This window comes from Christiangramia sp. OXR-203, assembly GCF_034372165.1.
GTDB lineage: Bacteria > Bacteroidota > Bacteroidia > Flavobacteriales > Flavobacteriaceae > Christiangramia.
The window spans coordinates 958,810-983,617 of the sequence record NZ_CP139698.1 but is presented as its reverse complement, the minus strand read 5'-3'; the positions used below and the strand labels follow the sequence as shown (position 1 = coordinate 983,617).

The window sequence follows — 24,808 nt, the reverse complement described above, 5'->3', positions numbered from 1 at the left end:
TATATGATCAATCTTTTTAATGCGCAGATAGAATCGCTATCTATCCATAGGGTTGGAAATAAGAATCGCGGTGAAAATATCTTTCTTTCCGCTTCTACCTTCAAACTTGATGATGAGATCAAACCTCTTATCAAGGAGTATTTCCTGAAGCCTTTTCGCGAAAAAGAGGAATCATATTATCGTTTTCATCATGAAACCGATATTGAGTTCAACGAATTATACGATCTTTCCAACAAGATCTTTAACGATCCTTATAACACCCATGAATATTCCAAGAAGATAGCAACCCTGCTTTATGAACAATCTACTCATCCGCATATTAAAAGCGGTGAAGTTTATGTCGTTTACTTTGAAGGAATGCAATTGGATAATGTGAAAGTGCCGGCTATTGGCATCTTTAAATCTGAGTTGAAGCACGATTTCCTGCAATTTGAACAAAGCCAGAGCAATTTGGAAATGGTCGTGCAGCAGGGAGTGAATTTACAGAAACTGGATAAAGGCGCTATAATCTTCAATAGCAACCAGGCAGAAGGTTTTAAAATTCTTTCTGTTGATTCCAATCGCTATGACACGAAATACTGGCTGGAAAACTTTTTAGGTGTGGATGTGCTGGCAGATGAGAATTACTTCACCAAGAACTACCTGAACTTTGCCAAGAATTTTGCCAAGGACGTGGTCTTGCCTGCGGAAGATAAAAAACAGGAAGTAATGTTCATGAACCGAAGTATGGATTACTTCGCTAAGAACGATGACTTCGAGGAGTCAAATTATATCAATTCTGTGATCGATAATCCAGATCTTATCCCCGAATTTCAGAATTATAAAACTGAAAAAGCTCCGAAATATAAAGTTGAAGATCTTACTAACTTCCCCATCGCGAACAAAGCGGTAACAGATGCACGTAAGAAGATCAAAAACGTGATCACCTTGGACACAAACATCCAGATCAAAATGGATTTTGTAAGCGCAGAGTCGGCTGAAAAATTCGTGGAAAAAGGATGGGATGAAGATAAGCAGATGTATTATTACCTCGTTTACTTCAACAAAGAGGAAAAGAAATAGAATAATAAAGACTCAAAAAAAGCGGTGAATTTTTCACCGCTTTTTTTAATCCAGCATACGCTGAGTATTTACATTTTCATAATTTCTTCTCACGAAATCCAGCGCGGTTCGCAGGATCTGTCCCATGGTACTTGCCCTTTTAAACTTCATATCCTTAGAGAAGGCATACAGTTGATTTCTAAGCATTTTCACATTATCCTTGGTAGACACATGATCATTGATCATGCAACGAATGAGCTCTTTATACCTGCTCTGCGTATTGATCATTCTTTTAGCCAGCAAGGAACGCTCTTCTTTTCTGTATTGTTCTATAGATGAGTTCTCAAGTTTGTCTGAAACCAATTGTACCATCTGGAAGTTCTCTTTAAAAAACTGGGGACGGTATACTTTCAAGTTACCCTCGAAACACTGCTGATCAAAATCGATTGCGCGAATCTGATACTCTACATGGTCGAAATCATGAGTTGGGATCACCACATAATTATAAGATCTCATATCACCTAATAATCGTACAGTACAGCGCTCATTGAACTTTACGAATTGCTTGGCGATCTGGGTTTTTGCCCGAAGATCACATTTTGGCAAATGATCTTCAATAAATACATCGCCGGGAATTCCCGCAATATGCTCTTCAATCAGGGTGTCTTTGTAAACCAGAAAATTAATCCTGTGTGGAGAAAGTAAGTGCTCGAATTCGAGTCCGTATAACCTAGAAGCATCAGCTTTTTTCACATAGAAATAGGTGAAACTATCATTCAGAATATTCCGAACCTTTATTCTGAAGGGTTTTGAATTTCCAAAGGTGCAATAATCGATCGCATCGACATTCAGATAATTAAGAGAATCATCACTACCATCGGAGTGTAGGATGGTATATACTTTTTTAAGACTGTTATCGATCTCTACACGCTCAAATTCAGGATAATAACAACGTACCCAGAACGTATCCTCATCGTGCTGGTCATACACCACTACAGAACCTGAAAACCTGAGGAGATCATCATAAAAAACTGGAATCTTGGTATTACGGTTATATTTCTGAAGATAACGGTTAAAGCGTTCGTTCACGGGGAACGCCGGCTTCTTTTGTGACATCAGTTTTTCTTCCATAAAATCCCTCGTTTTGCTCAAAAATAAGCTTAATATGCTAAAACTTGTAACAAAAGTCTAACTTCGTCAACACATATCAAACAATTCATCAATCTTGGAAACAATACTAACACTAAACAATCTCACCAAAAAATTTGGCGGAATGACCGCCGTGGACAACCTGAGTTTCAGCATTGAAAAAGGTAACGTTTACGGTATACTTGGACCTAACGGAAGCGGTAAATCCACAACCCTTGGAATGGTTCTCAATGTCGTTAATAAAACATCGGGCGATTTTCGCTGGTTCGATGGCAATACCTCTACTCATAATGCTTTGAAAAAGGTGGGGGCCATTATAGAGCATCCTAACTTTTATCCTTATATGACTGCGGCACAAAATCTGGCACTGGTTTGCAAGATCAAAGGCACTAACAAAGCCAAGGTCGAGGAAAAACTGGAGATCGTTGGCTTGCTTGATAGAAAAGACAGTAAGTTCAAAACATTTTCACTGGGTATGAAACAACGTCTGGCGATCGCTTCGGCGCTTCTCAACGATCCTGAAATCCTAATTCTGGATGAACCTACAAACGGACTCGATCCACAGGGAATTCACCAGATTAGGGAGATCATAAGAAAGATCGCCTCTGGTGGAACTACCATTTTGCTGGCATCACATTTACTTGATGAAGTAGAAAAGGTCTGTTCTCATGTAGTTATTATTCGGAAAGGCGTAAAACTATATAGCGGTCCCGTTGACGAAATCGTTAGCAGTCACGGATTCTTTGAACTAAAGGCCGGCAACATGATAAGACTTCAGGAATTGCTCGAAAGGCATCCAAAAATTGGTAAGATCACCGACAAAGAAGGAACGCTTACCGCTTTCCTCGACGAACCAATGGAAGCAGAAGAGATCAACCGGTATTTATTTGACCAGGGATTGTCCTTATCGTTTTTGATAAAGCGTAAAGAAAGCCTGGAAGAACAATTCCTTCAATTAACCAATCAAACCGCCGAAGCATAATGTTACGTTTACTCGAAATAGAATACAATAAATTACGATATAGCAGATCTGCCAGGATCCTGATTATCACTTATTTTATACTCATCACATTTATTGCGCTTATCGCTTCTATTGAGTTCAATATTGGCCAGATACAGTTTAGAGTTGCAGACCAGGGAATTTTCAATTTTCCTTACATATGGCATTTTAATAGTTATATCGCTGCCCTGCTGAAGATCTTTCTTGCGATCGTCATCGTTTCCATGATGTCGAACGAATACAGCAACCGTACGATCAAACAGAATTTAATTGATGGATTGAGCAAAAAGGAATTCATTCTTTCCAAATTTCTAACAGTACTGGTGTTTTCAGGAATATCTACGATCTTCCTTTTTTTAGTAACCATTATCCTTGGGTACTCCTTTTCAGATTTTACTGAATTTTCAATAGTAGTTTCAGACCTGGAATATCTGCTGGCTTACTTTGTTAAACTTACCGGGTTCTTTGCATTCTGTATGTTTCTTGGAATACTGATCAAAAGATCTGCATTCGCCCTGGGATTCCTGGTAGTATGGGCAATTTTTGAAGGAATCGTGTACGCCGTTCTTAATTTCAAGGTCTTTAAAGGAACCGATATTGCAACCAATATTATGCAGTTTTTCCCTCTGGAATCCATGAGCAATCTTGTTTTAGAACCATTTTCCAGGTTGAATGCAGTACAAACAGCGGCCAACCAGATTGGCGGAGAATTGGATAAAGATTATGGCATCCACTGGTACCAGTTACTCATCGTGATCGCCTGGGTTTTCATATTTGTATACCTTTCATTATTTCTACTTAAGAAGCGTGATTTATAGACTTATTTTATAGCTTTACGTTAGTATGAAGTTGAAAATCATCCTTGCCATATTCCTGCTGCCGACACTCATGTGCGGCCAGCAGGAAGCAGCAAACTGGTATTTTGGTGTAGGCGCTGGATTATCCTTTACTTCAGGCGAGGCGGTTCCGCTTACTAACGGTGTTCTGAACACTATCGAAGGTTCTGCAAGTATCTCAGACAGAAACGGAAATCTTCTTTTTTATACTGATGGTTCAACGGTTTACAATCGCAATCATCAGGTAATGTTAAATGGGAGTGATCTTAAAGGAAATGTTTCCAGTACGCAATCGGCGATCATTGTTCCAAAGCCTGCAAATCCCGGGTTCTATTATATTTTTACCGTGGATAAACCAGATTACTTTCGGGTAACTAATGATCCTATTGAAGGTGTTCATTTTTCTGAAGTAGACATGAGTCTTGACAATGGAAATGGCGGTATTATTGCTGGTACAAAGAATACTCACCTGGTTACCTACGATCCTTCAGATCCAGTAGAAAAAGAATTCAAAAGTTCTGAAAAGATTTCCGCAGTGATCGCGGGAGATTGTGTTTCGTACTGGGTGGTCACTCAGTTTACTAATAAATTCTACTCATTTAGAGTAAGTTCCGCAGGAGTAAATACGAACGCAGTCATTTCCACTATCAATAACAATTTCCCTCCCAGGATCAACGAACAGGATCTAAACGTTACAGCTCCGGGTTATATGAAGATCTCTCCAAATGGAAATTACCTGGCTGCGGCTTATAGTGGAACCAGCATTGGGAGTCCGCGGTCGGGAGGTGCTAAGAAAACCGGAAAGGTATTTCTATACGATTTTAATGATCTTAGCGGTAGAGTTTCCAATGAAAAATTGCTCCTGGCCAATGCCTATCCTTACGGCATAGAATTTTCTCCGGAATCCACTAAACTCTATGCAACTTCCAATAATTATAATACAGAAGATGTGTTACAAAATGGTGAGTTATATCAATTTGATCTCGAAGCTACAGATATTGCTTCTTCCGCTTCCTTGATAAATTCCTCCAGAAATGTTGCTGGAGCCTTACAATTAGCGCCCAATGGCAAGATATATCGTGCTGGCTACTCTACTGATGGTGGCTTCGTTAGATGGAACCTGATGTCTGTGATCAATGAACCCGAAGAAGACGCTGTAAACGTAAATTACCGACATAACAGTTTAGATATTTCTCCCAAAGTTGTTAGGCTCGGTCTGCCCCCATTTGTGCAGTCTCTCTTCAATAATAATTTTGAGTATGAGAATATCTGCCTGGGACAGACTACAGAATTTACCGCAGGAGATGCTTCGAAATATGATGCCTTTATATGGGAATTTGGAGATGGTGCCACCTCAACTGCCTCAGCACCTATGCACACCTACAGTGCCACAGGAACTTATACGGTGAGTCTTACAGGGATCATCAATGGAATTCTTCAGGACCCGGTTTGTGAAGAAGTGACTATTTTTGAGATTCCCAATGTTCCATCAGATTTTATCCTGAAACAATGTGATGTCCAGGATTCAGATCCAACAGATGGGATTGCAACTTTTAATCTTCAGCTTGCGAAGGAAGAGTTATCACAGGGCCAAACGGGTATTCAACTATTTTTCTACGGAAGTGAGGCAGATGCTATTGCCGATATGAACAACGAACTTACCCTGGATAACATTTACCGGAACAACGCTCCTAATGAAGAGGTTTTTGTGAAAATTAGTGGCTTCGGAAGTGAGTGTTACGATATAGAAAGTTTCAGGCTCCAAACTACCGAAAGTGTGGATCTATCACTGGAAACAGCTACAGGCTGTGATCTGGGAGATGGGACCGCTGAATATAATTTGGGTACCATTGCTGAAAATGCCATGACCGATCTTGACTTAAACCCTGATGTTCGGCTGAGCTTTCATACTTCTGAAGATGATGCGATTCTTGGCACTAATACATTGCCTGATAATTATGTTACGAGTCCAAAAACCTTATATATTAGGGCAGATGCAGATAATATTTGCTATGGATTTGGCAGTATAGATTTGGAAATGACCGGTTTCCCGGCAGTTCAATCTCTGATGAACCTGAATGGTTGCGCAGCAGATTTCCCGGTAATTCTTGGTAATGATCTTGATCTTGCCAATCCTGATGAATTCGATTACTTATGGAGTACCGGCGAAACTGGCAGAACCATTGAGGTAAACGATTCTGGCAGCTATTCTTTAAGCCTCACATTAAAGGAATCTGGCTGCGGAAGATCTATCAATTTTAATGTTGAAAAATTTGAAGCTCCTGAAATTTCTGAAATAGAGATTTCCAATAACGGCAGCGAAAATGATCTCTTAATTTTCACCAATTCAACCGACGATAATACGGTGTACGCCCTGGACAATAAGAACGGACCCTATCAATCCAATCCGGAATTTCGAGGAGTTCCTGGAGGACAACATACTATTTATATAAAGAACAGTATGGGATGTGCAACAGGCGAAATGCAGGTTACTTTATATGGACATCCGCCGTTTTTCACTCCAAACAATGATGGTTCGAATGATCTTTGGAGACCTTACGATATTTCTGAACCCGGATTCAAATTTCAGAAGATTATAATTTATGATCGGTATGGGAAGATTCTAGCCATGCTTCCTAAAGAAACTAAGGGCTGGGATGGTAACTTCAATAGCAGACCAATGCCGGCAGATGATTACTGGTTTGAAGTAAGCCTCGAAAATGGTAAAATTTTTAAAGGACATTTCTCCCTTATTAGAGAATAACATGAAATTATTAAGATTATTAATTCTCTTCCTCTTCTTCTCAGCACTTTCAAGCGCTCAGAATCCTGCAAGTGATTGTAGTGGAGCGATTAAAATTTGTGGTGATGGCAGGATATCCAGCAATGCAGATGGTATAGGTACCCAGGAACTCAATGGCACCAACCATTGTGCAAGCCAGGAAACTAACTCTCTCTGGCTGGAGATCGAAATCACCAAAGCAGGATCATTGGGCTTCAATTTAAAACCTACCAGCAGCGATATTAATGTAGATTACGATTTCTTTATTTTTGGCCCAAATGCCAGCTGTAACAACCTTGGAAACGCTATTCGCTGTTCTACCACAAATCCTAATGCCGCAGGTTTAGCATCCAATTTCACCGGTTTAAACCCCAGATCGACAGAAACAAGCGAAGGACCTGGACCAGATGGTGATAGCTTTGTTGCAAATCTAGATGTACAGCCCGGGGAAACTTATTTTATCGTGATAGACAGACCTGTGGGAAACAGTCCGTTTGAACTGGAATGGACAGGAACAGCTACTACCGGCGGATTTCCTTTTCCTGATGGTCCGCAATATAATGAAGGCATAGATCTGGAAACCTGTAACGCAAATGGCAGCGCGATTTTCGATCTTAGCCAGAATACACCAGTTATTAATATTCAGAATAGTACTACACTAACTTACCATGAGACCATTGCCGATGCTACTGATGGTATCAATGCATTGAGCGATATTTATACAAGTGACGTCCCAAGTAGACCCATATTTGCCCGAATCGAAAATGATCTTACCGGTTGTTCCAAGATCACAGACTTCACCCTGACCATCAATGATGGACCTCTGGTTGCTCAAAATTTAGAATTTGAGCAATGCGATCTGGACAAGGATAATCTCGCTGATTTTGAGTTAAGCGATCTTTATAACGAAATCCTGAATGGAATCAATGGAGCTCACAATATAGTCTTTTTCATTTCGGAAAATGCCGCCCGGGAAAATTCCAACGCTATTTCAAGTTTGTATACTTCAGCCGGAGCAGAGAGCCTGTTTGCAAGAACTTCCGAAGCAGGGAGTCCAGATTGCTTTAATATTACCAGAATAGAACTTATTCTAAATGAACCTCCCAATGTGGAAAGCTTTTCCCTCGTTCAGCCTGTTATCAATTCTAATAGTAATACTGTTGAAATAAGTTTGCCGAACACAGAAGCATATGAATATTCTATAGGAAGCGAAGATGGTCCTTTTCAAACGAGTACTACTTTTGAGAATGTAACTTCTGGTTTTCAGGATCTTTACATCCGTGACCTGAAGCAGTGCGCTATTATCAAAACCCAAATTGCTATCATTGGGTATGATAACTTTTTTACACCAAATCAGGATGGGATCAATGATACCTGGCAGTTAAATGGTATTAGCAGCGAAACGGCTGCCTCCAATAAGATTAGCATATTTGACCGCTACGGAAAATTAATTTCAAAACTAACTGCGGCAGGCAAAGGCTGGGACGGCACATTTGATGGCAAGCCTATGCCAGCAGATGACTACTGGTTTCGCGTCTTATTACAAACTGGACAGGAATTTAAGGGGCATTTCTCACTTGTTAGGTAAATGCCAAAAACTTGAATAAAGCTCTGTAATTGTTTAATTTCGTCGGGCTAGGAAAAAGGAAGACTGCCTCATGAAATTCGATATAAAATCTGATTATAAACCTACGGGAGATCAGCCCAATGCTATCAAACAACTCGTTAGCGGGATCAATAAAGACGAACAGTTCCAGACGTTACTGGGAGTAACCGGTTCTGGTAAAACCTTTACGGTCGCCAATGTTATTGAAGAGGTGCAAAAGCCGACGCTCGTGCTGGCACATAACAAAACCCTTGCCGCCCAGCTATATTCAGAATTCAAGCAGTTCTTCCCGGAGAATGCTGTAGAGTATTTCGTGAGTTATTATGATTATTACCAGCCAGAAGCTTTTATACCCACTTCCGGAACCTACATAGAAAAAGATCTTTCCATCAACGAGGAGATCGAAAAGTTACGTTTAAGCACCACTTCTTCTCTTCTAAGCGGAAGACGCGATGTGATCGTGGTTGCTTCAGTTTCGTGTCTTTACGGGATTGGTAATCCTGTTGAATTCAAAAAGAACGTGGTTTCCATAGAACGAGATATGGAAATTAGCAGAACCAAATTTTTGCATAGCCTGGTGCAGTCGCTCTATTCCAGAACAGAGGCTGAATTTTCACATGGAAATTTCAGAATAAAAGGTGATACGGTAGACGTGTTTCCAAGTTATGCCGATAGTGCTTTCAGAATCCACTTCTTTGGAGATGAAATTGAGGAGATCGAAGCCTTCGATCCAGGAACTAATGATGTTATCGAGAAATATCAACGATTGAATATTTATCCTGCGAATATGTTCGTGACCTCACCTGATGTTTTAAAAGGTGCGATCCATCAAATTCAGGATGACCTGGTGAAGCAGGTTGAATACTTCTCTGATATTGGTAAAACTCTAGAGGCAAAAAGACTGGATGAAAGAACGAATTTCGATCTTGAAATGATACGGGAACTTGGCTATTGCTCGGGTATTGAGAATTACTCTCGCTATTTGGATGGACGTCTTCCCGGTACCAGACCTTTCTGTTTGCTGGATTATTTTCCAGATGATTACTTAATGATCGTAGACGAAAGTCACGTAACCATTCCGCAGGTTCACGCCATGTATGGTGGTGACCGCTCTAGAAAAGAGACCCTGGTTGATTATGGATTCCGACTCCCGGCTGCGATGGACAACCGACCATTGAAATTCGAGGAATTTGAAGCCCTGCAGAATCAGGTAATCTATGTAAGTGCGACTCCAGCAGATTATGAACTTCAGAAAAGTGAAGGAGTGTATGTGGAACAGGTTATTAGACCTACAGGTTTGCTTGATCCCATTGTGGAAGTGCGTCCAAGTTTAAACCAGATCGATGATCTAATTGAAGAGATTCATGTTCGAGTAGAAAGAGATGAAAGAACCCTGGTTACTACGCTTACTAAAAGGATGGCGGAAGAGCTGGCGAAATATCTGACGCGCATCGATGTACGCTGTCGCTATATACATTCTGATGTTGATACGTTGGAACGCGTAGAGATCATGCAGGATCTTCGACGCGGAATCTTTGACGTTCTTATAGGTGTAAACCTACTGCGTGAAGGCCTGGATTTACCAGAAGTTTCCCTGGTTGCGATCATCGATGCAGATAAAGAAGGTTTTTTGAGAAGTAACCGATCTTTAACTCAGACCATTGGTAGAGCTGCCCGACATGTGGATGGACGAGCTATTCTGTATGCAGATAAAATAACAGATAGTATGCAGCAAACGATCGACCAGACTGAGTATCGTCGCCGGAAGCAGATGGATTATAACAAGGAACACAACATTACTCCTACTAAACTAAATAAGAAATTTGACAGTGCCCTGGTTAAGCAAAAACTGGATATTTATGGTGACGAGGAACACACCGACTTAAAAGCTGCTGAAGCTGAAGCCGAATATCTCACCAAGCCACAGATGGAAAAGAAAGTTCGGGAGAAGCGAAAAGCTATGGAAACGGCTGCAAAGGAACTGGATTTTATGCAGGCCGCCAAGTTGAGAGATGAAATCAAAATACTCCAGGGAAAAATTAACGATAGCGACTAAAATAAATAGTTGCAGTGTTGATTATTCGTATATATTTGGATCACCCAATTCGTCCCTAGATCCACTTCTATGGCAAGCTAAATTGTTTGTTCATGAAAAAAATTATATGCCTGTTTTTAATGGGTATGATGATGTCTCAACTCGAGGCACAGGTAGGAATTGGAACCTCAGAGCCTAAAGCACAGTTGGATATTGTGGCGACTAACACTGCAGATCCAGCAAGTATTGATGGTATCTTAATACCAAGAATTGCGAAATTTCCAATTGTTTTACCTTCGGAAGAGCAACATGGAATGCTGGTATTTTTAAGTAAAAGCGTTAGCGGTTTTCCAGAAGGATTCTATTTCTGGAATGCTATGGAAAAGAAATGGAAAGCGATCGCTGCAGAAACTAATACAGCAAACTTCTATAAAACCGGAACGACTGTCTCCCCGAATAATATTACAGAACCCATATTTCGCGAAGCCAGCATGGGTATTGGTACAGATCAGATTTCCTCAAGATTGCAAATTGCCATCGCTTCGGGCAAAGATACCGGGCTTAAAAAAGGTCTTGAGGTAGATAACGCGAACTCCGCTACAGATAACCTTACCACTTACGGAATTCTTAGTGACAATAGAAGCGCTACCAACGGTAACAAATATGGAATTAAAAACAATGTTGGTGGTGTGGGTCTTGGGATTCATTATGGAATATTCAACGAAACCTATCAGAATACCGGCACGAATGATATCTACGGAATATACAACCGCGTTGGAAGAACTTTTGGAGCGAGAAGTAATAACTACGGGATCTATTCTGAAATTGGATCCATTCAGGGCGTGGGAAATATTTTCGGGATTTACAGTATTGCTACCGGAGATGCAAACAGCAATGTGTACGCCGGCTACTTTAACGGACGAATAGGAATAGGAACCAGTCCGGAAACTGAATATGTACTGCCTTTGAATAGAGGTACAGAAGGTCAGGTAATGTCTATCAATGCAAACGGACAGGTAAGTTGGACCAATGCTGGCTTCGAAAATTACAGCTCTACAACCAGTGCTGTAGCCGACTATGCAATAACTGATGACGTAGGAACCCTGAGAATTAATAATCAGGTTACCGGATTGATCATGCCTGCATCTGCTTCAAATAAAGGACGAATATTACGTCTTATCAACTGGCCTGGAAATTCTGAAAAGTTTTTCCAGTTTACAGGAGGTGATGACCTATTCGATCCAAGAACAAACGCCAAAGTTCCTAGCATCAAGTCTGGACAGATCTTTACAATTCAGAGTGCGGGAAACAGGTGGATACTTTTAAGTCAGTAAAAAAGCGCTCCGTAGAGCGCTCTTCAACTTTAACTAATCAAACTACCATTGGTTACGAAATATCGATCAACCTTTTAGCCTGTACTTTCGCTTCTTCTTTCTTCGGAAGAGCAATTTCCAGAACACCATTTTTATAGGTTGCGGATATTTTGCTGCTATCTACAGAATCTGGAAGACTAAAAGCTCTTCTAAAATTACTGTAGCTAAATTCTCTTCTAGTAAATCTACCCTGCTCTTCAGATTTCTCAGCCTCCTTTTTAGCTTCCGAAGAAATAGTTAGAACATCATTATCAAGTTCTATATTAAAATCCTCTTTCACTTTTCCTGGAGCAGCAACTTCAACAGAAAAACTGTCCTCAGTTTCTCTGATATTTACTGCCGGAATACTGGTTCCAATACTGTTCACATTCGTAGTTCCACCAAGCCAGTCATTTTTGAACATATCATCAATAACTGATGGCAACCAACCTGTTTCATTTCGCTTAATAAGACTCATAGTTTTATGTTTTAGATTATTAATCATTTTAATTTCATAAAAGGAATAGCAATTCCGGTACCATCAAGAAAAACATGCCTTTTTGTCGTTTTTATTCATTTAAAACATGTCATAATGTCTCTCTTAACCATTTTCTACCAAAAATCCGACTGCTAATCAATGATTGCTTAATTTTATGCTCAATCTCAATTGTATGAAGCAACTTTATAATCGTACTCTTTCTTTCTTTAATGTACTGGAAAGCAAGATTGCCTTCTACCCTACATTGTTAGCATTTTTTGGTTTCAATTTCGCTTTCTTCATGCTGTATCTGGAAAATCGCGGAATATCCAAATACCTCGTAGAAAATATTCCTCAACTTGTAATCGATAATGGTGATACTGCCATGACCATCCTGAGTTCTCTGATTTCCGGACTTATTTCGATGATGGTTTTCAGTTTCTCTATGGTCATGTTACTACTCAGTAACGCCTCCAGTAATTTTACACCCAGATTACTACCGGGATTGATTAGTGACAAACGGCATCAGATAATCCTCGGAATCTTCTTATTTACGATCCTTTACTGCATATTCGTACTATTTGCTATACAACCAACCGGAGATGAGTATCAATTACCCGGGGTAGCTGTGCTGCTAGGAATTCTTCAAACGGTGGTATGCTTTTATTCTTTCATTTATTTTATTCATAATATTTCGCAAAGTATTCAGATTAGCAATATCCTTCAGAATATATACCGGGTGGCTAAAGACCGGCTACAGGAACTTGTAGACAAACAAAAATTTAAGGAAATTGAATTTCCGGAGACAGAGAACTGGAAAAATTATCATAGCGAACAAAGCGGGTATCTTCAAAATATTTCATTTACCAATCTCGTGGATATATGCATAGAACATGATGTAAAGATTCATATTTTACCGGTCAAAGGTATATTTGTTCTTAGCGGTATTCCGCTGTTTAGAGTCAGCAAGGAAGTTGACGAGAAGATCGTAAAGTTGATATTATCTAACTTCAATTTTTCGAGAGAGGAACTGGTGGCCGATAATTATACCCTTGCTTTCAAACAAATGACCGAGATCATTGTAAAAGCAATGTCTCCAGGAATTAATGATCCAGGTACTGCGATCAATGGGATCGATTATCTTACTGAACTCCTTGCCTTGAGAATGCAAAAAAGAGATACGAGCTATATTTTTAGAGATGAAGAAGCTTACATTAAAATAAACACGATCGATTTTGAAGATCTTTTGTATAATATCATGGCCTCGATTCGTACATATTGCAAACATGATATAACTTTGGTGCAGAAATTACTTCTAATGTTCTATTATCTTGAAAAACAGGTAAAACATAACAATGAATATTCTGAATGCCTGCGAAAGGAGGCTGAGAATATACTTATAGACGCCAGAAGTTCTATTCAGAATGAAGTGGATATTAACACTATTACGAATCTGGTGAAACGTTTTAATTTACAAACAACATAAGCATGGCGCTAACAAACAATGATATTTTTAAGAAACTAAGAGTTGCTCACAAACTTACTAATGATGATATCGTTAAGATTTGTGAACTCGTGGATTTCAAGGTGAGTAAAAGTGAACTTGGAGCGATCTTCAGAAGAGAAGATCATGATAAATATGTGGAATGTGGAGATCAATTCCTTCGGAACTTTCTAGATGGCCTCATCATTCACTTACGCGGCCCAATGCCGAAGAAGAAGTAGCTTTAGACTTTATAAAAAATTAAAAAGAAGAGTTGAAACAAATTTCAACTCCTCTTTTTAATTGTGAAAAATCTAATTCTTAGCGAACCAGTTTTTTGTATTTGATACGTTTCGGCATAAGATCACCGCCCAAACGCTTTTTCTTATTCTCTTCATAATCTGAGAAGCTACCTTCAAAGAAGTATACCTGCGAATCTCCTTCGAATGCCAGAATATGCGTACATATCCTATCCAGGAACCAACGGTCGTGAGAGATTACTACAGCACATCCAGCGAAGTTATCCAGACCTTCTTCCAAAGCACGAAGCGTGTTTACATCAAGGTCGTTGGTAGGCTCATCCAGAAGCAGAACGTTTCCTTCTTCTTTTAAAGTCATGGCCAGGTGCAACCTGTTTCTTTCTCCTCCAGAAAGCATGTTCACTTTCTTATTCTGTTCGCTACCGCTAAAGTTAAACCTGCTCAAATAAGCTCTTGAATTAACCTGGCGACCGCCCATCATGATCAACTCTTGTTCATCACTAAAGTTTTGCCAGATGGTCTTTTCAGGGTCTATATTGGAATGGCTTTGATCAACGTAAGCGATCTGGGCAGTTTCACCTACCTTGAAAGATCCTTTATCTGGAGCTTCCTCTCCCATGATCATTTTGAATATCGTGGTTTTACCTGCACCGTTTGGCCCAATAATCCCAACAATTCCTGCCTGTGGCAACTGGAAGTTCAGGTCTTCATAAAGAAGTTTATCTCCAAAAGCTTTACTTACACCCTTAGCCTCGATCACATTTGTTCCCAATCGTGGTCCGTTTGGAATGTAGATCTCCAGCTTTTCATCCATTTGCTTCTGATCCTGACTAAGAAGTTTATCGTAATTCTTCAATCTCGCCTTCTGCTTGGACTGTCTTCCTTTCGGACTCATTCTTGACCATTCAAGCTCTCGCTCAAGGGTTTTCTGTCTTTTACTTGCTTGTTTCTGCTCCTGAGCAAGACGTTTAGATTTTTGATCTAACCAGGAAGAGTAGTTTCCTTTCCATGGAATACCTTCTCCCCTGTCAAGTTCCAGGATCCATCCAGCTACATTATCAAGGAAATACCTATCGTGAGTTACCGCGATCACAGTACCCTTATATTGTTGCAGGTGATGCTCCAGCCAGTGTACAGATTCTGCATCAAGGTGGTTGGTAGGCTCATCAAGTAAAAGGACATCTGGTTCTTGAAGTAGTAATCTACATAGAGCAACTCTTCTTCTCTCTCCTCCTGAAAGTACTCCGATCTTTTTATCTGGCTCTGGAGTTCTCAAAGCATCCATCGCGATTTCCAGTTTGGTATCAAGTTCCCAGGCATTGCTGGCATCGATCTTATCCTGAAGTTCCGCCTGCTTATCCATAAGTTTCTGCATCTTATCTGCATCCTCATAAACTTCCGGTAAACCGAACATATCATTGATCTTGTTGTATTCATCAAGGATTGCTACAGTTTCCGCAGCACCTTCTTTTACAACCTCCAGCACCGTTTTCTCATCATCAAGTTCTGGTTCCTGTTCCAGCATTCCAACCGTATAATTAGGAGAGAACACCACATCACCCTGGAAGTTCGTATCCTTCCCGGCAATAATATTCATCAGGGTAGATTTACCCGAACCGTTAAGACCAAGAATCCCGATCTTAGCGCCATAAAAGAAACTTAAATAGATATTTTTCAATACCGGTGTGTTTGCCTTCGGAAAGGTTTTGGTCACACCAGACATCGAAAAGATCACTTTTTTATCGTCTGACATATTTTTGTAATTAATTTTCAATTGATTGCGAGTGCAAATATCCTGAAATTTTCAGAGAAATCAATTATCATGGATTTCCAATAATCTGCATAACAAAAGTAATTGTCCAGTATGGTAAGCATTATGTTCAATTACCAGCATAATCTGTCTTATAATTGTATGTTCCGTTGAATTCAGGACAACATCATCCAGGGCATTTTCTTCAGAAGTAAAAAAGCTTTTTAAGCTCTCTCTATCCTGAAAGAACTGATTCTTAAGGTCTTCCCATTCCTCTTCATTATCCGGCTTTTGCTTTTCAGGCCAGTAATCCTTAGGCCAGTTAGCTGCTGAATAATCTTTACTATTAGAATAATCCAGAATATCTTTTTGTGCAAATACAATGTGATAAAACAATTCGTAAATAGAATAAGGCAAATTGTGAGGTCGTATTCCTATTTTTCCAAAGGGGATTTCCGTGATCAAATTCTGAATTGGCATAAATGCTTTTCCGCCATCCAGATGTATCGCTATTTGCTTCTTTACAACATCTACATCCATATTATATACGACCCTTTAAAGCATTAAACACCCATGAAATAAAGAAGAACCCTATCCCGGTAACCGAAAATCCGATGGCATATTCCTTATATTTTAATACTCCTAATAATACTAATGCTGCACCAACTAAAAAGGTGAGAAAAGAGGCCCATGCGAAGATGGTGTTTTTGTTCATTGCCATAGATGCGATTTTAGTGTCCTTGTAATTATAATTAGCGCAATTAATCTGAAGAATTGTAGTCTTTTTGTATTTTAGCAAAAGTCATTTCTGAGTGAGAATTCTTAAAAATTATTCAGAAAGGAGATTAATTTCGAATTAATCACATTAAAATAATCAAATTCCTGTAATAAATTCAAAATAATGGATATCAACTTCAATAAGAATGAAGATCATAACAAGTTACTGGTTTCCACATTAAGACAGAAACTTGCCAAGGTAAAATTAGGTGGTGGAGAGAAAAGAATAGAAAAGCATCATGCGAAAGGCAAAATGACTGCGAGAGAGCGCATCAATTTCCTACTTGATGATGCTGAAAAAGCTATAGAGATCGGTGCATTCGCCGGTGAAGGAATGTACGAAGAACACGGTGGCTGCCCTGGAGGTGGTGTTGTAGTGAAGATTGGTCATGTTTCTGGGAAACAATGTATCGTGGTGGCAAACGATGCTACCGTAAAAGCCGGTGCATGGTTTCCTATAACAGGAAAAAAGAATCTTAGAGCACAGGAGATTGCTATTGAAAACCGACTTCCAATTATCTACCTGGTGGATAGCGCAGGAGTTTTTCTTCCAATGCAGGATGAAATATTCCCTGATAAAGAACACTTCGGAAGAATCTTCAGAAACAATGCGGTAATGAGCAGTATGGGAATTACCCAGATCGCCGCCGTAATGGGTAGCTGTGTCGCTGGTGGAGCTTATCTTCCAATTATGAGTGATGAGGCGATTATCGTAGAAAAAACAGGTAGTATCTTTCTTGCCGGAAGTTATCTTGTAAAAGCTGCCATAGGTGAAAGTATCGATAATGAAACTCTTGGCGGAGCTACAACTCATTCAGAAATTAGCGGAGTAACAGATTACAAAGCGAAAGATGATAAAGATGCTCTTACCAAGATTCAGAATATCATGGATAAGATTGGGGATTTTGACAGAGCTGGTTTTAGCCACAAAAAGTCTGTAAAACCTAAAGAAGATCCAGATGAGATTTACGGAATTCTTCCGAAGAAAAGAAGTGATCAATACGATATGCATAAGATCATAGAAAGATTGGTTGATAATTCTGAATTTGAAGAATATAAAGAAGGCTATGGCCAGACGATCATTACCGGTTATGCTCGTATTGATGGTTGGGCTGTTGGTATCGTAGCGAATCAGCGTAAGATCGTAAAGACGAAAAAAGGCGAAATGCAGTTTGGCGGAGTGATCTACTCAGATTCCGCAGACAAGGCAACACGCTTTATCGCAAATTGCAACCAAAAGAAAATTCCGCTGGTCTTTCTTCAGGACGTGACCGGTTTTATGGTTGGAAGTAAAAGTGAGCACGGCGGGATCATTAAAGATGGTGCAAAAATGGTAAATGCTGTAAGTAATTCGGTAGTACCAAAATTTACTATTATTTTAGGAAATTCCTATGGAGCTGGAAATTACGCAATGTGCGGGAAAGCTTATGATCCAAGGTTGATCGCTGCATGGCCAAGTGCAGAACTTGCGGTGATGGGAGGAACTCAGGCTGCAAAAGTACTGGCACAAATCGAAACCGCTTCTTTGGCGAAGAAAGGTGAAAAGGTAGATGAAGCAAAAGAAAAGGAAGTTTTCGAAAAGCTTAAAGCGAAGTATGATGAACAAACTTCAGCATACTACGCAGCAGCCAGACTATGGACAGATGCAGTAATAGAACCTAAAGATACCCGGAAATGGATCTCGATGGGAATAGAAGCTGCAGACCACGCCCCGATTGAGAAAGATTTCAATATGGGTGTTATCCAAACCTGATTTCTATGAAGAAACTGATAATTCTTTTGATCATAATGATGGTCTGCCAGGGATACGCTCAGGACACGATTGGCCTGAGACGTTCAAGGAAATATATTCCTAAAACAGTATATCTCTCACAGTTCAAATCTATTCCTGATACTGTAGATGTTCGCTATATAAATGGTGATTCCATGGTTCAGGTGCCAATGGACTATGATCCTTTTCGCGATAAGAAACAGGTCCGCTACGAACCTAAAGATCCGGCTTTTCTTAACACCTACAAAGCGGTGGTATACGATACAGAAAATAAGGTTGATTCTTCAAGGTTGATGCGCTACTGGAAAGATGATATTCGTATCTACTTTGATAAAAGCGTACCTGAAGATGATGTGAGATTTCTAATGAATTTTGCTGAAAAACTATCCAGCGAGGTTGACTCTCTCAAAATTAGTCGGAATTTTATTCGGGAGAAGAGCAATTATATTGTCTATTATTTGAACGAAGATCACAAGACAGAACATGAACCTCGAATTGGTAATAAAAGTGGTTACTATGTCAGCTGGAATGGCAAAAGTCAGATCTATAAAGCTTCATTAAAAGTGAATACTGCAGTGGTTACCAATAATCTTCTGAAAGAAAATCTACTGAAATACCATTTTTTCAAATCCCTGGGATATTTCGCTTCCAGTAAGGATCTCAACTGTGAAAGTATATTATCTGCTTGTAGCTCCTATAGAAGATTATCTGAAGAAGATCTGGAACTATTGAAGTATCATTACTCGTATGGTGTTTGCAAAGGTCAGTCTTTGAAAAGTTTTACCGAATTAACCAATAGCATGCAGGAGAAACTGGAAGAGGATCCTAATGCTCAATTATTTGTTATCCATGCAGAATAAATTATTATTTGTCGGCTTGCTGGTCTCATTGTTCTTATCAATGAACCTGGAGGCTCAGGTAGTTGGTTCAAATCATACTACTTATACTGAAGCTGATACTTTAAGAGGCTCGTTGCGACCTGAAAGATCCAATTATGATGTTACAAAATATCACCTGGATCTTAAAGTGAATACAGACGCACAATCAATTGCAGGTAGTAATACTATTCATTTTAAAGTTCTTGGCTCTCTACCAGTGATGCAATTGGATCTATTCGAGAACATGCAAATAGACTCTATTATACATCAAAATACAAAACTGGAGTTCACCCGTAAGTACAACGCGGTATTTGTAAATTTTGATGAAGCCTTAAATGAGGGAACTTCAGACTCTATTAAATTTTATTACCGCGGAAATCCTATTGTAGCTAAGAACGCACCCTGGGATGGAGGTTTTATCTGGGATACCGATGAAGACGGAAACCCATGGGTTGGAGTTGCAGTGCAAGGTACCGGCGCAAGTCTCTGGTATCCTAACAAGGACCATCAAAGCGATGAACCGGATGCTGCTCAAATTGATATTGCGGTACCAAACGGACTCATGAATGTCTCCAACGGAAGATTTCTAGGAAAAGAGGAGTTGAATGATGGATACACGAAGTGGAAATGGGTAGTAAAAAGTCCCATTAACAATTACAATATCATGATCAATATTGGGAACTATACTCATTTCTCTGATAAATTTAAAAACCTTAATCTGGATTATTATGTCCTGCCTTACAACCTCGATAAAGCAAAAAACCAATTCGAAGAGGTGCAGGATATGATGGCTTGTTTCTATGAAAAAATGGGTCCTTATCCTTTTGAAGAAGATGGATTTAAACTCGTAGAAACTCCTTATTTAGGAATGGAACACCAGTCGGCTGTGGCTTATGGGAACGAGTATATGAAAGGTTACCTTGGAAATGATCTATCCGGAACGGGAATTGGACTACTTTGGGATTACATTATCATCCACGAATCTGGTCACGAATGGTATGGGAATAGCATCACCGCTAAGGATATTGCAGATATGTGGATACAGGAAGGCTTTACCAGTTATACTGAATCTATTTATGTAGAATGCCGCTGGGGTAAAGATAAAGCTCAGGAATACCTGAAAGGGACAAGACGAGGAGTCAGTAACAACAACACAATTATTGGAGACTATGGCGTCAATTCTGAAGGTTCCGGAGACATGTATTTTAAAGGTGCAAATCTTCTGAATATGATTAGAAGTATTTACGATGATGACGAACTATGGTGGAACACGTTGCGCGACTATACGAGCACTTACAGACATAAAACCATTACTACAGAAGATACTGAGGCCTTTTTCGATAAAGCTACCAATGTGGATTTGAAACCGGTTTTCGATCAATATTTGCGACATTCGGCATTACCGGTACTACAACTAAAGCAGGGCGATGATCACTTCCAGTATCAATGGAAAGCAGAAGTCATTGATTTCAGCATGCCTGTAGATATTTTTATAGATGAAGAGGAGATTAGACTGGATGCAACTTCCGAATGGCAACGTATGGAAACCGGTGAAGAACTGGATGAAATCACACTGAACGAGTTGGAATTCTATGTTCAGGTAGAGAAAATTAAATAAAAAAAAGCAGCTGAAAAGCTGCTTTTTTTTATTCCGCAGAGGGATCGATCAAGATTAAAGATGTCTGTCTCTTATTCACATATCGAAAGCCTTCTTTCCCCCAGAACCCTGCCTCTTCCAGCATAATTCTTATATCCTTATCCCATTCGGGGATGTTCACTTCAGTATTTAATTCAATTGCATAGGCCGTGTCCTCATATAGTGGATAGTCCCCAGTTCCGGGAACTCCACCCTGTTGATCCCACATGCCAATCGTTGGTCCCGCAGAATGCCCGTAAAGCCCAAGTGGATGTGTATAGATCGATGGTTTTAAACCTTCAGCTTTTGCCTTTTCAAGACTCGCAGCCAGAATTTCATTTCCTGTTCTGCCAGTATTAAAATTTTCAGTTAGAATATCCTGTAACCTGTTTCCTTTTGCCAGGGCTTTCTGTAAGAATTGTGGAGCTTCAGTTTCGGTATCCTGAAGAACATAAGCCATTTGCTGGCAATCGGTATTCAAACCTAAATATGAAATTCCGAAGTCACAATGAAGCAAGTCCCCTTTCAGAATAATATCGCTTCCATTTTCATCAGAGAATGCAGTGATATGATCTACAAGTTGCTCGTTGCTCCTCTGAATATCCACAGTTGGATGAAACCAGGTTTCCAGTCCCAGATCGGTCACTTTTTGTCGTAACCACCAAACCACATCATCTGTAGTAGTCACTCCCGGCTCTATTACTTTAGTACTAAAAGCTTCTTCAATGACTTCATGCGTAAGTTCCACAAGTGAACTAAATAGAAGCATCTCTTTAAGAGTTCGGGTTTCTATCCAACCTACGGCAAGATCTTCCGCAGAAATCAACCTCGAATGATATTCTTCCGGTAAACTTTTTAGAAGTTCCTCATAGTCGGTTTTAACCAATCCGTCTGCAAGACCATAATTATCAGAAATATTGATCCCGATCTTTTCTGGATTTCGTGAGCTAATGATATCTGCGAGAGCTTTCCATTGATCGGGCTGCTTCTCCTTGTCCCAGGCAGACTTGATGGCATCGCCAATATTATAACGGGCGACCGCAAGTTTTTCTATAGAATCTCCCTTTCTGGAAAAAACCAGCATGGTTCGTCTTCTCGCATTTAGCCAGGTTGAGGGTAGCATGGTTTTCATCACAGGGTCTTCATTATATTCTCTTGAAATGATCACCCACATATCAATTTCAGCTCGATCCATCAAGTCAGGCAGAAGCTTATCAAATCGCTCCGCAAGTATCTCATCGCGAACAGAGGCGCGATCTTTTTCTGAAAGTATTTGGGTATGAGCACTAAAAGTGAGCATACAAAGTATAAAACCTAGTAAATAACGCATAAGTATAAGATGATGGGAATGGATTTATTTCAGTCGAATATAATCTATTAATAAACTGAATTCTTCATTTTTTTTATTGCCAATAAGAAAGGTGATTTCCTGTATGATATCATGGTCCCAGTTGGGGATATCTAATTTTCTACCTCGAAACCCAGGGTACATTTTTGCTAAATCAAACTCAATTTCCTGCCATTCACCATTAGTAGAGAATTCCTGTATATAGGAGTGACGATCATTCAATTTGTTCTTGAGTCGGAATTGATAATTCTTACCATCGCCTTTAAGCCTTATCACTGCTTTACTGAAATTCTTTACTCCTTCAACATTTAATCGATGTCGTACTGAAGCAAAACCTCCATTGTTTTCAAGCGAAACATTACCAATAAATTTAGCATGGCCTTCATCGGTAAGATGAATCTCTGCATTGGATCTACCACCCATGACGCGATCTTCCACTACCACCCAGTTACTGATTTTGGTATCAGAATTAAAATCGAAAATTAGTTTTTCATTCACACTGAACAGGATTATAATGATAAGAGTAATTCTAATCATAATTTAAGCCACTTTACTTTTAGCTGTATTTTCACGGTGAATCTTACCGTTCGGAGTTTCTTCGAATTTAGCGATCAAATAGATCTTTCTTGGTTTCTCATATTTCCCAAGCGATTTCATGTTGTCCACCATTTCCCTAAGCTCAGTTATTCTTTCTTCGGAAAAATCATCTTCCACGAACATGATAACTTTTTCACCCAGAGCATCGTCTGGCATTGAAGTGATAAAGAATCGATGATCCAGTTTCTTATTGATCTTACGTTCTATTTCTTCAGGAAAGATCTTTATTCCTCCGGAATTGATCACATTATCATATCTCCCTTTCCAGATAAATTTTTTATAGGTAATGATCTCTACAACGTCGTTGGTAACGATTTCCTCGTCCAGTACTTTTGGAGCTTTGATCACAAGACAATCGCGGTCGTCTTTAGTAATACTTACATTTGGTAATAATTTAAAGGCTTTTGATACTTTCTTCTTCGTAGGATTTAAACGTTTTGCGGCTATATGACTACAGGTTTCCGTCATTCCGTAGGTTTCGTAAATCCGGGTATCTATATCCACCAGCATTTTTCGTAACCTCGGTGAAACTGCTCCACCACCTATGATAAGTTTTTTCACCAGGTGAAGCCTTCCTATAGAATTATCCAGCTGAAAAGGAGTCATGGCTGAAAAATCATAGACCTTGAATAACTGATCGAAGGGATTTGATGATGGTGGAACCGAATCCAGGTCCCAACCTAAAAACATTGCTCTTACCAGCATCATTTTCCCCGCTATATAATCTACAGGAAGACACAACAATGCTTTGGTGTGATTAGGAAGTTTAAAGAATTTTGAAGTCGCTAGTGCAGAGTTGATCATGTGCTCCTTGGTAAGCCTGATCTTTTTAGGTTTTCCCGTAGACCCGGAAGTATGTACTTCAATATAATCTGTCGGTTTTAACCAATCTAGCAGGAAATTACCAATTTGCTGTTCAAACGGCTCACCTTCCTTGATATAACTATAAGCGATATGCTTCAATTCGGCATTTGTGAAGTGCCGTTTATTCAACCTAAAGTCAGGGTGAGTTTCAGGAATCTTGTAATTATTATTCATACTTCAAGCTAAGTTGGACATTCACCGATTACTTAAAGTTAAGAATTTGCAATTAAATTCCTGAATATCCTAAGTAATTGTTACATTTTCAGGTCTTTTCACTCTTCCGAAGAGTTTTTCAGACCAGTTATTCCATTTATATTTCCTGGCAAAGATGAAAAGGAAGATCGGGTATATGATCAAGACAGGAATCAACACGTCCCAGCCTGCAGAAGGTTCTGAGACATCCTTTAAGATAGAATTCGTCTGGAATGCAGTCCAGTCGGCAGTAACAAGTAAGGCTGTTATTAAATTATTCGCAGCATGAAATCCTAAAGCAAGCTCCATTCCCTCATCCATCAAGGTCATGATCCCAAGCATAAAACCAGTTCCAATATAATAGATCATAATAATGTTACCCAGTTTGGTTACTTCAGGATTAAAATAATGCAAGCCACCAAAAATCACAGAAGTAAGCACCAAAGGGATCCATCTGTTTTTAGCAAGCACACCTATCCCCTGCATCAAATAGCCTCTGAAGAAATATTCCTCAAAACTCGTTTGAATAGGAATCAGAAAGACTGAGATCAACAGAAGGTATAAAAAGGGTTCCCATTGAAAATTAAAGACATAATCCTGCGGATTCGAATAATAATCCAGAACAGTAATTCCAATGTTGAATACGGCAACTAGGGCAAAGGCAAACCAGAATCTACTCCAGTCCACTTTTTCCCGACTGGTGGTCAGGGTTTTAATTGGTTGTTTATGAACATATTTGACCCAAAGTAACAGCCCGGCAAGAAACACAAGAAATGACAGTAAATTCTCGAAAAGGACCCTATTGGAACCTTTACTTTCAATTTGTTGCCGCATCATTTCATTCACATCTAGATCCAGCATTTCAACCGCTACATAATTAAGGGACATTAACCCAAAAAACAGAATCGGAATCACCAGATATCTCCAGAAAGAATATTCGTATTTGAACGCTTGCGCTATAAACATAGTTTAC

At 39.5% G+C, this 24,808-nt stretch carries 21 protein-coding genes; 12 read left to right on the top strand and 9 right to left on the bottom strand.

Annotation, left to right across the window (positions count from 1 at the left end; translation table 11 throughout):
- Positions 1-3 precede the first annotated feature (3 nt).
- Positions 4-1,062 carry a nucleoid-associated protein gene (locus T8I65_RS04570; protein WP_322302226.1) on the top strand — a complete coding sequence of 353 codons (1,059 nt, stop codon included), beginning with the start codon at positions 4-6 and terminating at the stop codon, positions 1,060-1,062.
- A 45-nt stretch (positions 1,063-1,107) separates the two neighbouring features.
- On the opposite strand, the gene T8I65_RS04565 is transcribed toward T8I65_RS04570, so the two are convergent.
- Complete coding sequence (locus T8I65_RS04565; protein ID WP_322302225.1) at positions 1,108-2,172, bottom strand: hypothetical protein; 1,065 nt, start codon at positions 2,170-2,172, stop codon at positions 1,108-1,110.
- A gap of 94 nt (positions 2,173-2,266) precedes the next feature.
- Here T8I65_RS04565 and T8I65_RS04560 point away from each other — a divergent pair, with 94 nt between their 5' ends.
- From T8I65_RS04560 to T8I65_RS04535, 6 genes are all read left to right on the top strand, one after another.
- Entirely contained in the window at positions 2,267-3,172 is a 906-nt protein-coding gene (locus T8I65_RS04560) for an ABC transporter ATP-binding protein (protein ID WP_322302224.1), read from the top strand.
- Positions 3,172-4,008, top strand: a complete 837-nt coding sequence (locus tag T8I65_RS04555) for an ABC transporter permease (protein WP_322302223.1) — start codon at positions 3,172-3,174, stop codon at positions 4,006-4,008. Before T8I65_RS04560 ends, T8I65_RS04555 begins: the two co-directional genes overlap by 1 nt.
- Before the next feature lie 25 nt (positions 4,009-4,033).
- On the top strand, positions 4,034-6,790 hold the full coding sequence (locus T8I65_RS04550) for a T9SS type B sorting domain-containing protein (RefSeq protein ID WP_322302222.1): 2,757 nt from the start codon (positions 4,034-4,036) through the stop codon (positions 6,788-6,790).
- Positions 6,747-8,396 carry a T9SS type B sorting domain-containing protein gene (locus T8I65_RS04545; RefSeq protein ID WP_322302221.1) on the top strand — a complete coding sequence of 550 codons (1,650 nt, stop codon included), beginning with the start codon at positions 6,747-6,749 and terminating at the stop codon, positions 8,394-8,396. Before T8I65_RS04550 ends, T8I65_RS04545 begins: the two co-directional genes overlap by 44 nt.
- Positions 8,397-8,466: 70 nt before the next feature.
- Positions 8,467-10,470: an excinuclease ABC subunit UvrB gene (uvrB, locus tag T8I65_RS04540; RefSeq protein ID WP_322302220.1), complete on the top strand. Its 2,004-nt coding sequence runs from the start codon at positions 8,467-8,469 to the stop codon at positions 10,468-10,470.
- Between the two features lie 92 nt (positions 10,471-10,562).
- A complete protein-coding gene (locus tag T8I65_RS04535; RefSeq protein WP_322302219.1) occupies positions 10,563-11,783 on the top strand; it encodes a hypothetical protein in 1,221 nt (406 codons plus the stop codon).
- Positions 11,784-11,835: 52 nt separating this feature from the next.
- Here the strand turns inward: T8I65_RS04535 and T8I65_RS04530 are convergent, their stop codons facing one another.
- Entirely contained in the window at positions 11,836-12,279 is a 444-nt protein-coding gene (locus tag T8I65_RS04530) for an Hsp20/alpha crystallin family protein (protein WP_322302218.1), read from the bottom strand.
- Positions 12,280-12,472: 193 nt separating this feature from the next.
- Between T8I65_RS04530 and T8I65_RS04525 the strand changes: the two genes are divergently transcribed.
- Positions 12,473-13,765: a DUF2254 domain-containing protein gene (locus tag T8I65_RS04525; RefSeq protein WP_322302217.1), complete on the top strand. Its 1,293-nt coding sequence runs from the start codon at positions 12,473-12,475 to the stop codon at positions 13,763-13,765.
- A 2-nt stretch (positions 13,766-13,767) separates the two neighbouring features.
- Positions 13,768-14,004 carry a DUF1456 family protein gene (locus T8I65_RS04520; RefSeq protein ID WP_295181959.1) on the top strand — a complete coding sequence of 79 codons (237 nt, stop codon included), beginning with the start codon at positions 13,768-13,770 and terminating at the stop codon, positions 14,002-14,004.
- 79 nt (positions 14,005-14,083) lie between these two features.
- Here T8I65_RS04520 and ettA read toward each other — a convergent pair whose 3' ends face one another.
- Genes ettA through T8I65_RS04505 form a run of 3 tightly spaced genes read right to left on the bottom strand, consistent with a single transcriptional unit; the run spans position 14,084 to position 16,493 of the window.
- Positions 14,084-15,775 carry an energy-dependent translational throttle protein EttA gene (gene ettA / locus T8I65_RS04515; protein WP_322302216.1) on the bottom strand — a complete coding sequence of 564 codons (1,692 nt, stop codon included), beginning with the start codon at positions 15,773-15,775 and terminating at the stop codon, positions 14,084-14,086.
- 60 nt (positions 15,776-15,835) lie between these two features.
- Positions 15,836-16,312 carry a DinB family protein gene (locus T8I65_RS04510; RefSeq protein WP_322302215.1) on the bottom strand — a complete coding sequence of 159 codons (477 nt, stop codon included), beginning with the start codon at positions 16,310-16,312 and terminating at the stop codon, positions 15,836-15,838.
- 1 nt (position 16,313) lies between these two features.
- Positions 16,314-16,493 carry a CAL67264 family membrane protein gene (locus tag T8I65_RS04505; RefSeq protein ID WP_141877153.1) on the bottom strand — a complete coding sequence of 60 codons (180 nt, stop codon included), beginning with the start codon at positions 16,491-16,493 and terminating at the stop codon, positions 16,314-16,316.
- Between the two features lie 180 nt (positions 16,494-16,673).
- Between T8I65_RS04505 and T8I65_RS04500 the strand changes: the two genes are divergently transcribed.
- The 3 genes from T8I65_RS04500 to T8I65_RS04490 are packed head-to-tail and all read left to right on the top strand — an operon-like array spanning position 16,674 to position 20,816.
- The gene (locus tag T8I65_RS04500) at positions 16,674-18,302 is read left to right on the top strand and encodes an acyl-CoA carboxylase subunit beta (protein ID WP_322302214.1); all 1,629 of its coding nucleotides are present in this window, start codon (positions 16,674-16,676) and stop codon (positions 18,300-18,302) included.
- Positions 18,303-18,307: 5 nt separating this feature from the next.
- A complete protein-coding gene (locus T8I65_RS04495; RefSeq protein ID WP_322302213.1) occupies positions 18,308-19,180 on the top strand; it encodes a hypothetical protein in 873 nt (290 codons plus the stop codon).
- Positions 19,170-20,816, top strand: coding sequence for a M1 family metallopeptidase (locus tag T8I65_RS04490; RefSeq protein WP_322302212.1), 1,647 nt, complete (start codon positions 19,170-19,172; stop codon positions 20,814-20,816). Before T8I65_RS04495 ends, T8I65_RS04490 begins: the two co-directional genes overlap by 11 nt.
- Positions 20,817-20,844: 28 nt before the next feature.
- On the opposite strand, the gene T8I65_RS04485 is transcribed toward T8I65_RS04490, so the two are convergent.
- From T8I65_RS04485 to T8I65_RS04470, 4 genes are all read right to left on the bottom strand, one after another.
- A complete protein-coding gene (locus tag T8I65_RS04485) occupies positions 20,845-22,164 on the bottom strand; it encodes a M24 family metallopeptidase (RefSeq protein WP_322302211.1) in 1,320 nt (439 codons plus the stop codon).
- A gap of 24 nt (positions 22,165-22,188) precedes the next feature.
- Entirely contained in the window at positions 22,189-22,719 is a 531-nt protein-coding gene (locus T8I65_RS04480; RefSeq protein ID WP_322302210.1) for a CIA30 family protein, read from the bottom strand.
- Positions 22,720-22,722: 3 nt separating this feature from the next.
- Positions 22,723-23,817, bottom strand: a complete 1,095-nt coding sequence (locus tag T8I65_RS04475; RefSeq protein WP_322302209.1) for an AMP-binding protein — start codon at positions 23,815-23,817, stop codon at positions 22,723-22,725.
- A 69-nt stretch (positions 23,818-23,886) separates the two neighbouring features.
- Complete coding sequence (locus T8I65_RS04470) at positions 23,887-24,801, bottom strand: CPBP family intramembrane glutamic endopeptidase (protein ID WP_322302208.1); 915 nt, start codon at positions 24,799-24,801, stop codon at positions 23,887-23,889.
- Positions 24,802-24,808: the final 7 nt, after the last annotated feature.

Coding starts and splice junctions, on each gene's coding strand:
- T8I65_RS04475 (WP_322302209.1), bottom strand. CDS start 23,817: ATGAATAATAATTACAAGATTCCTGAAACTCACCCTGACTTTAGGTTG.
- T8I65_RS04520 (WP_295181959.1), top strand. CDS start 13,768: ATGGCGCTAACAAACAATGATATTTTTAAGAAACTAAGAGTTGCTCAC.
- uvrB (WP_322302220.1), top strand. CDS start 8,467: ATGAAATTCGATATAAAATCTGATTATAAACCTACGGGAGATCAGCCC.
- T8I65_RS04505 (WP_141877153.1), bottom strand. CDS start 16,493: ATGGCAATGAACAAAAACACCATCTTCGCATGGGCCTCTTTTCTCACC.
- T8I65_RS04470 (WP_322302208.1), bottom strand. CDS start 24,801: ATGTTTATAGCGCAAGCGTTCAAATACGAATATTCTTTCTGGAGATAT.
- T8I65_RS04555 (WP_322302223.1), top strand. CDS start 3,172: ATGTTACGTTTACTCGAAATAGAATACAATAAATTACGATATAGCAGA.
- T8I65_RS04525 (WP_322302217.1), top strand. CDS start 12,473: ATGAAGCAACTTTATAATCGTACTCTTTCTTTCTTTAATGTACTGGAA.
- T8I65_RS04490 (WP_322302212.1), top strand. CDS start 19,170: ATGCAGAATAAATTATTATTTGTCGGCTTGCTGGTCTCATTGTTCTTA.
- T8I65_RS04495 (WP_322302213.1), top strand. CDS start 18,308: ATGAAGAAACTGATAATTCTTTTGATCATAATGATGGTCTGCCAGGGA.
- T8I65_RS04545 (WP_322302221.1), top strand. CDS start 6,747: ATGGTAAAATTTTTAAAGGACATTTCTCCCTTATTAGAGAATAACATG.
- T8I65_RS04500 (WP_322302214.1), top strand. CDS start 16,674: ATGGATATCAACTTCAATAAGAATGAAGATCATAACAAGTTACTGGTT.
- T8I65_RS04485 (WP_322302211.1), bottom strand. CDS start 22,164: ATGCGTTATTTACTAGGTTTTATACTTTGTATGCTCACTTTTAGTGCT.
- ettA (WP_322302216.1), bottom strand. CDS start 15,775: ATGTCAGACGATAAAAAAGTGATCTTTTCGATGTCTGGTGTGACCAAA.
- T8I65_RS04535 (WP_322302219.1), top strand. CDS start 10,563: ATGAAAAAAATTATATGCCTGTTTTTAATGGGTATGATGATGTCTCAA.
- T8I65_RS04510 (WP_322302215.1), bottom strand. CDS start 16,312: ATGGATGTAGATGTTGTAAAGAAGCAAATAGCGATACATCTGGATGGC.
- T8I65_RS04530 (WP_322302218.1), bottom strand. CDS start 12,279: ATGAGTCTTATTAAGCGAAATGAAACAGGTTGGTTGCCATCAGTTATT.
- T8I65_RS04565 (WP_322302225.1), bottom strand. CDS start 2,172: ATGGAAGAAAAACTGATGTCACAAAAGAAGCCGGCGTTCCCCGTGAAC.
- T8I65_RS04480 (WP_322302210.1), bottom strand. CDS start 22,719: ATGATTAGAATTACTCTTATCATTATAATCCTGTTCAGTGTGAATGAA.
- T8I65_RS04570 (WP_322302226.1), top strand. CDS start 4: ATGATCAATCTTTTTAATGCGCAGATAGAATCGCTATCTATCCATAGG.
- T8I65_RS04550 (WP_322302222.1), top strand. CDS start 4,034: ATGAAGTTGAAAATCATCCTTGCCATATTCCTGCTGCCGACACTCATG.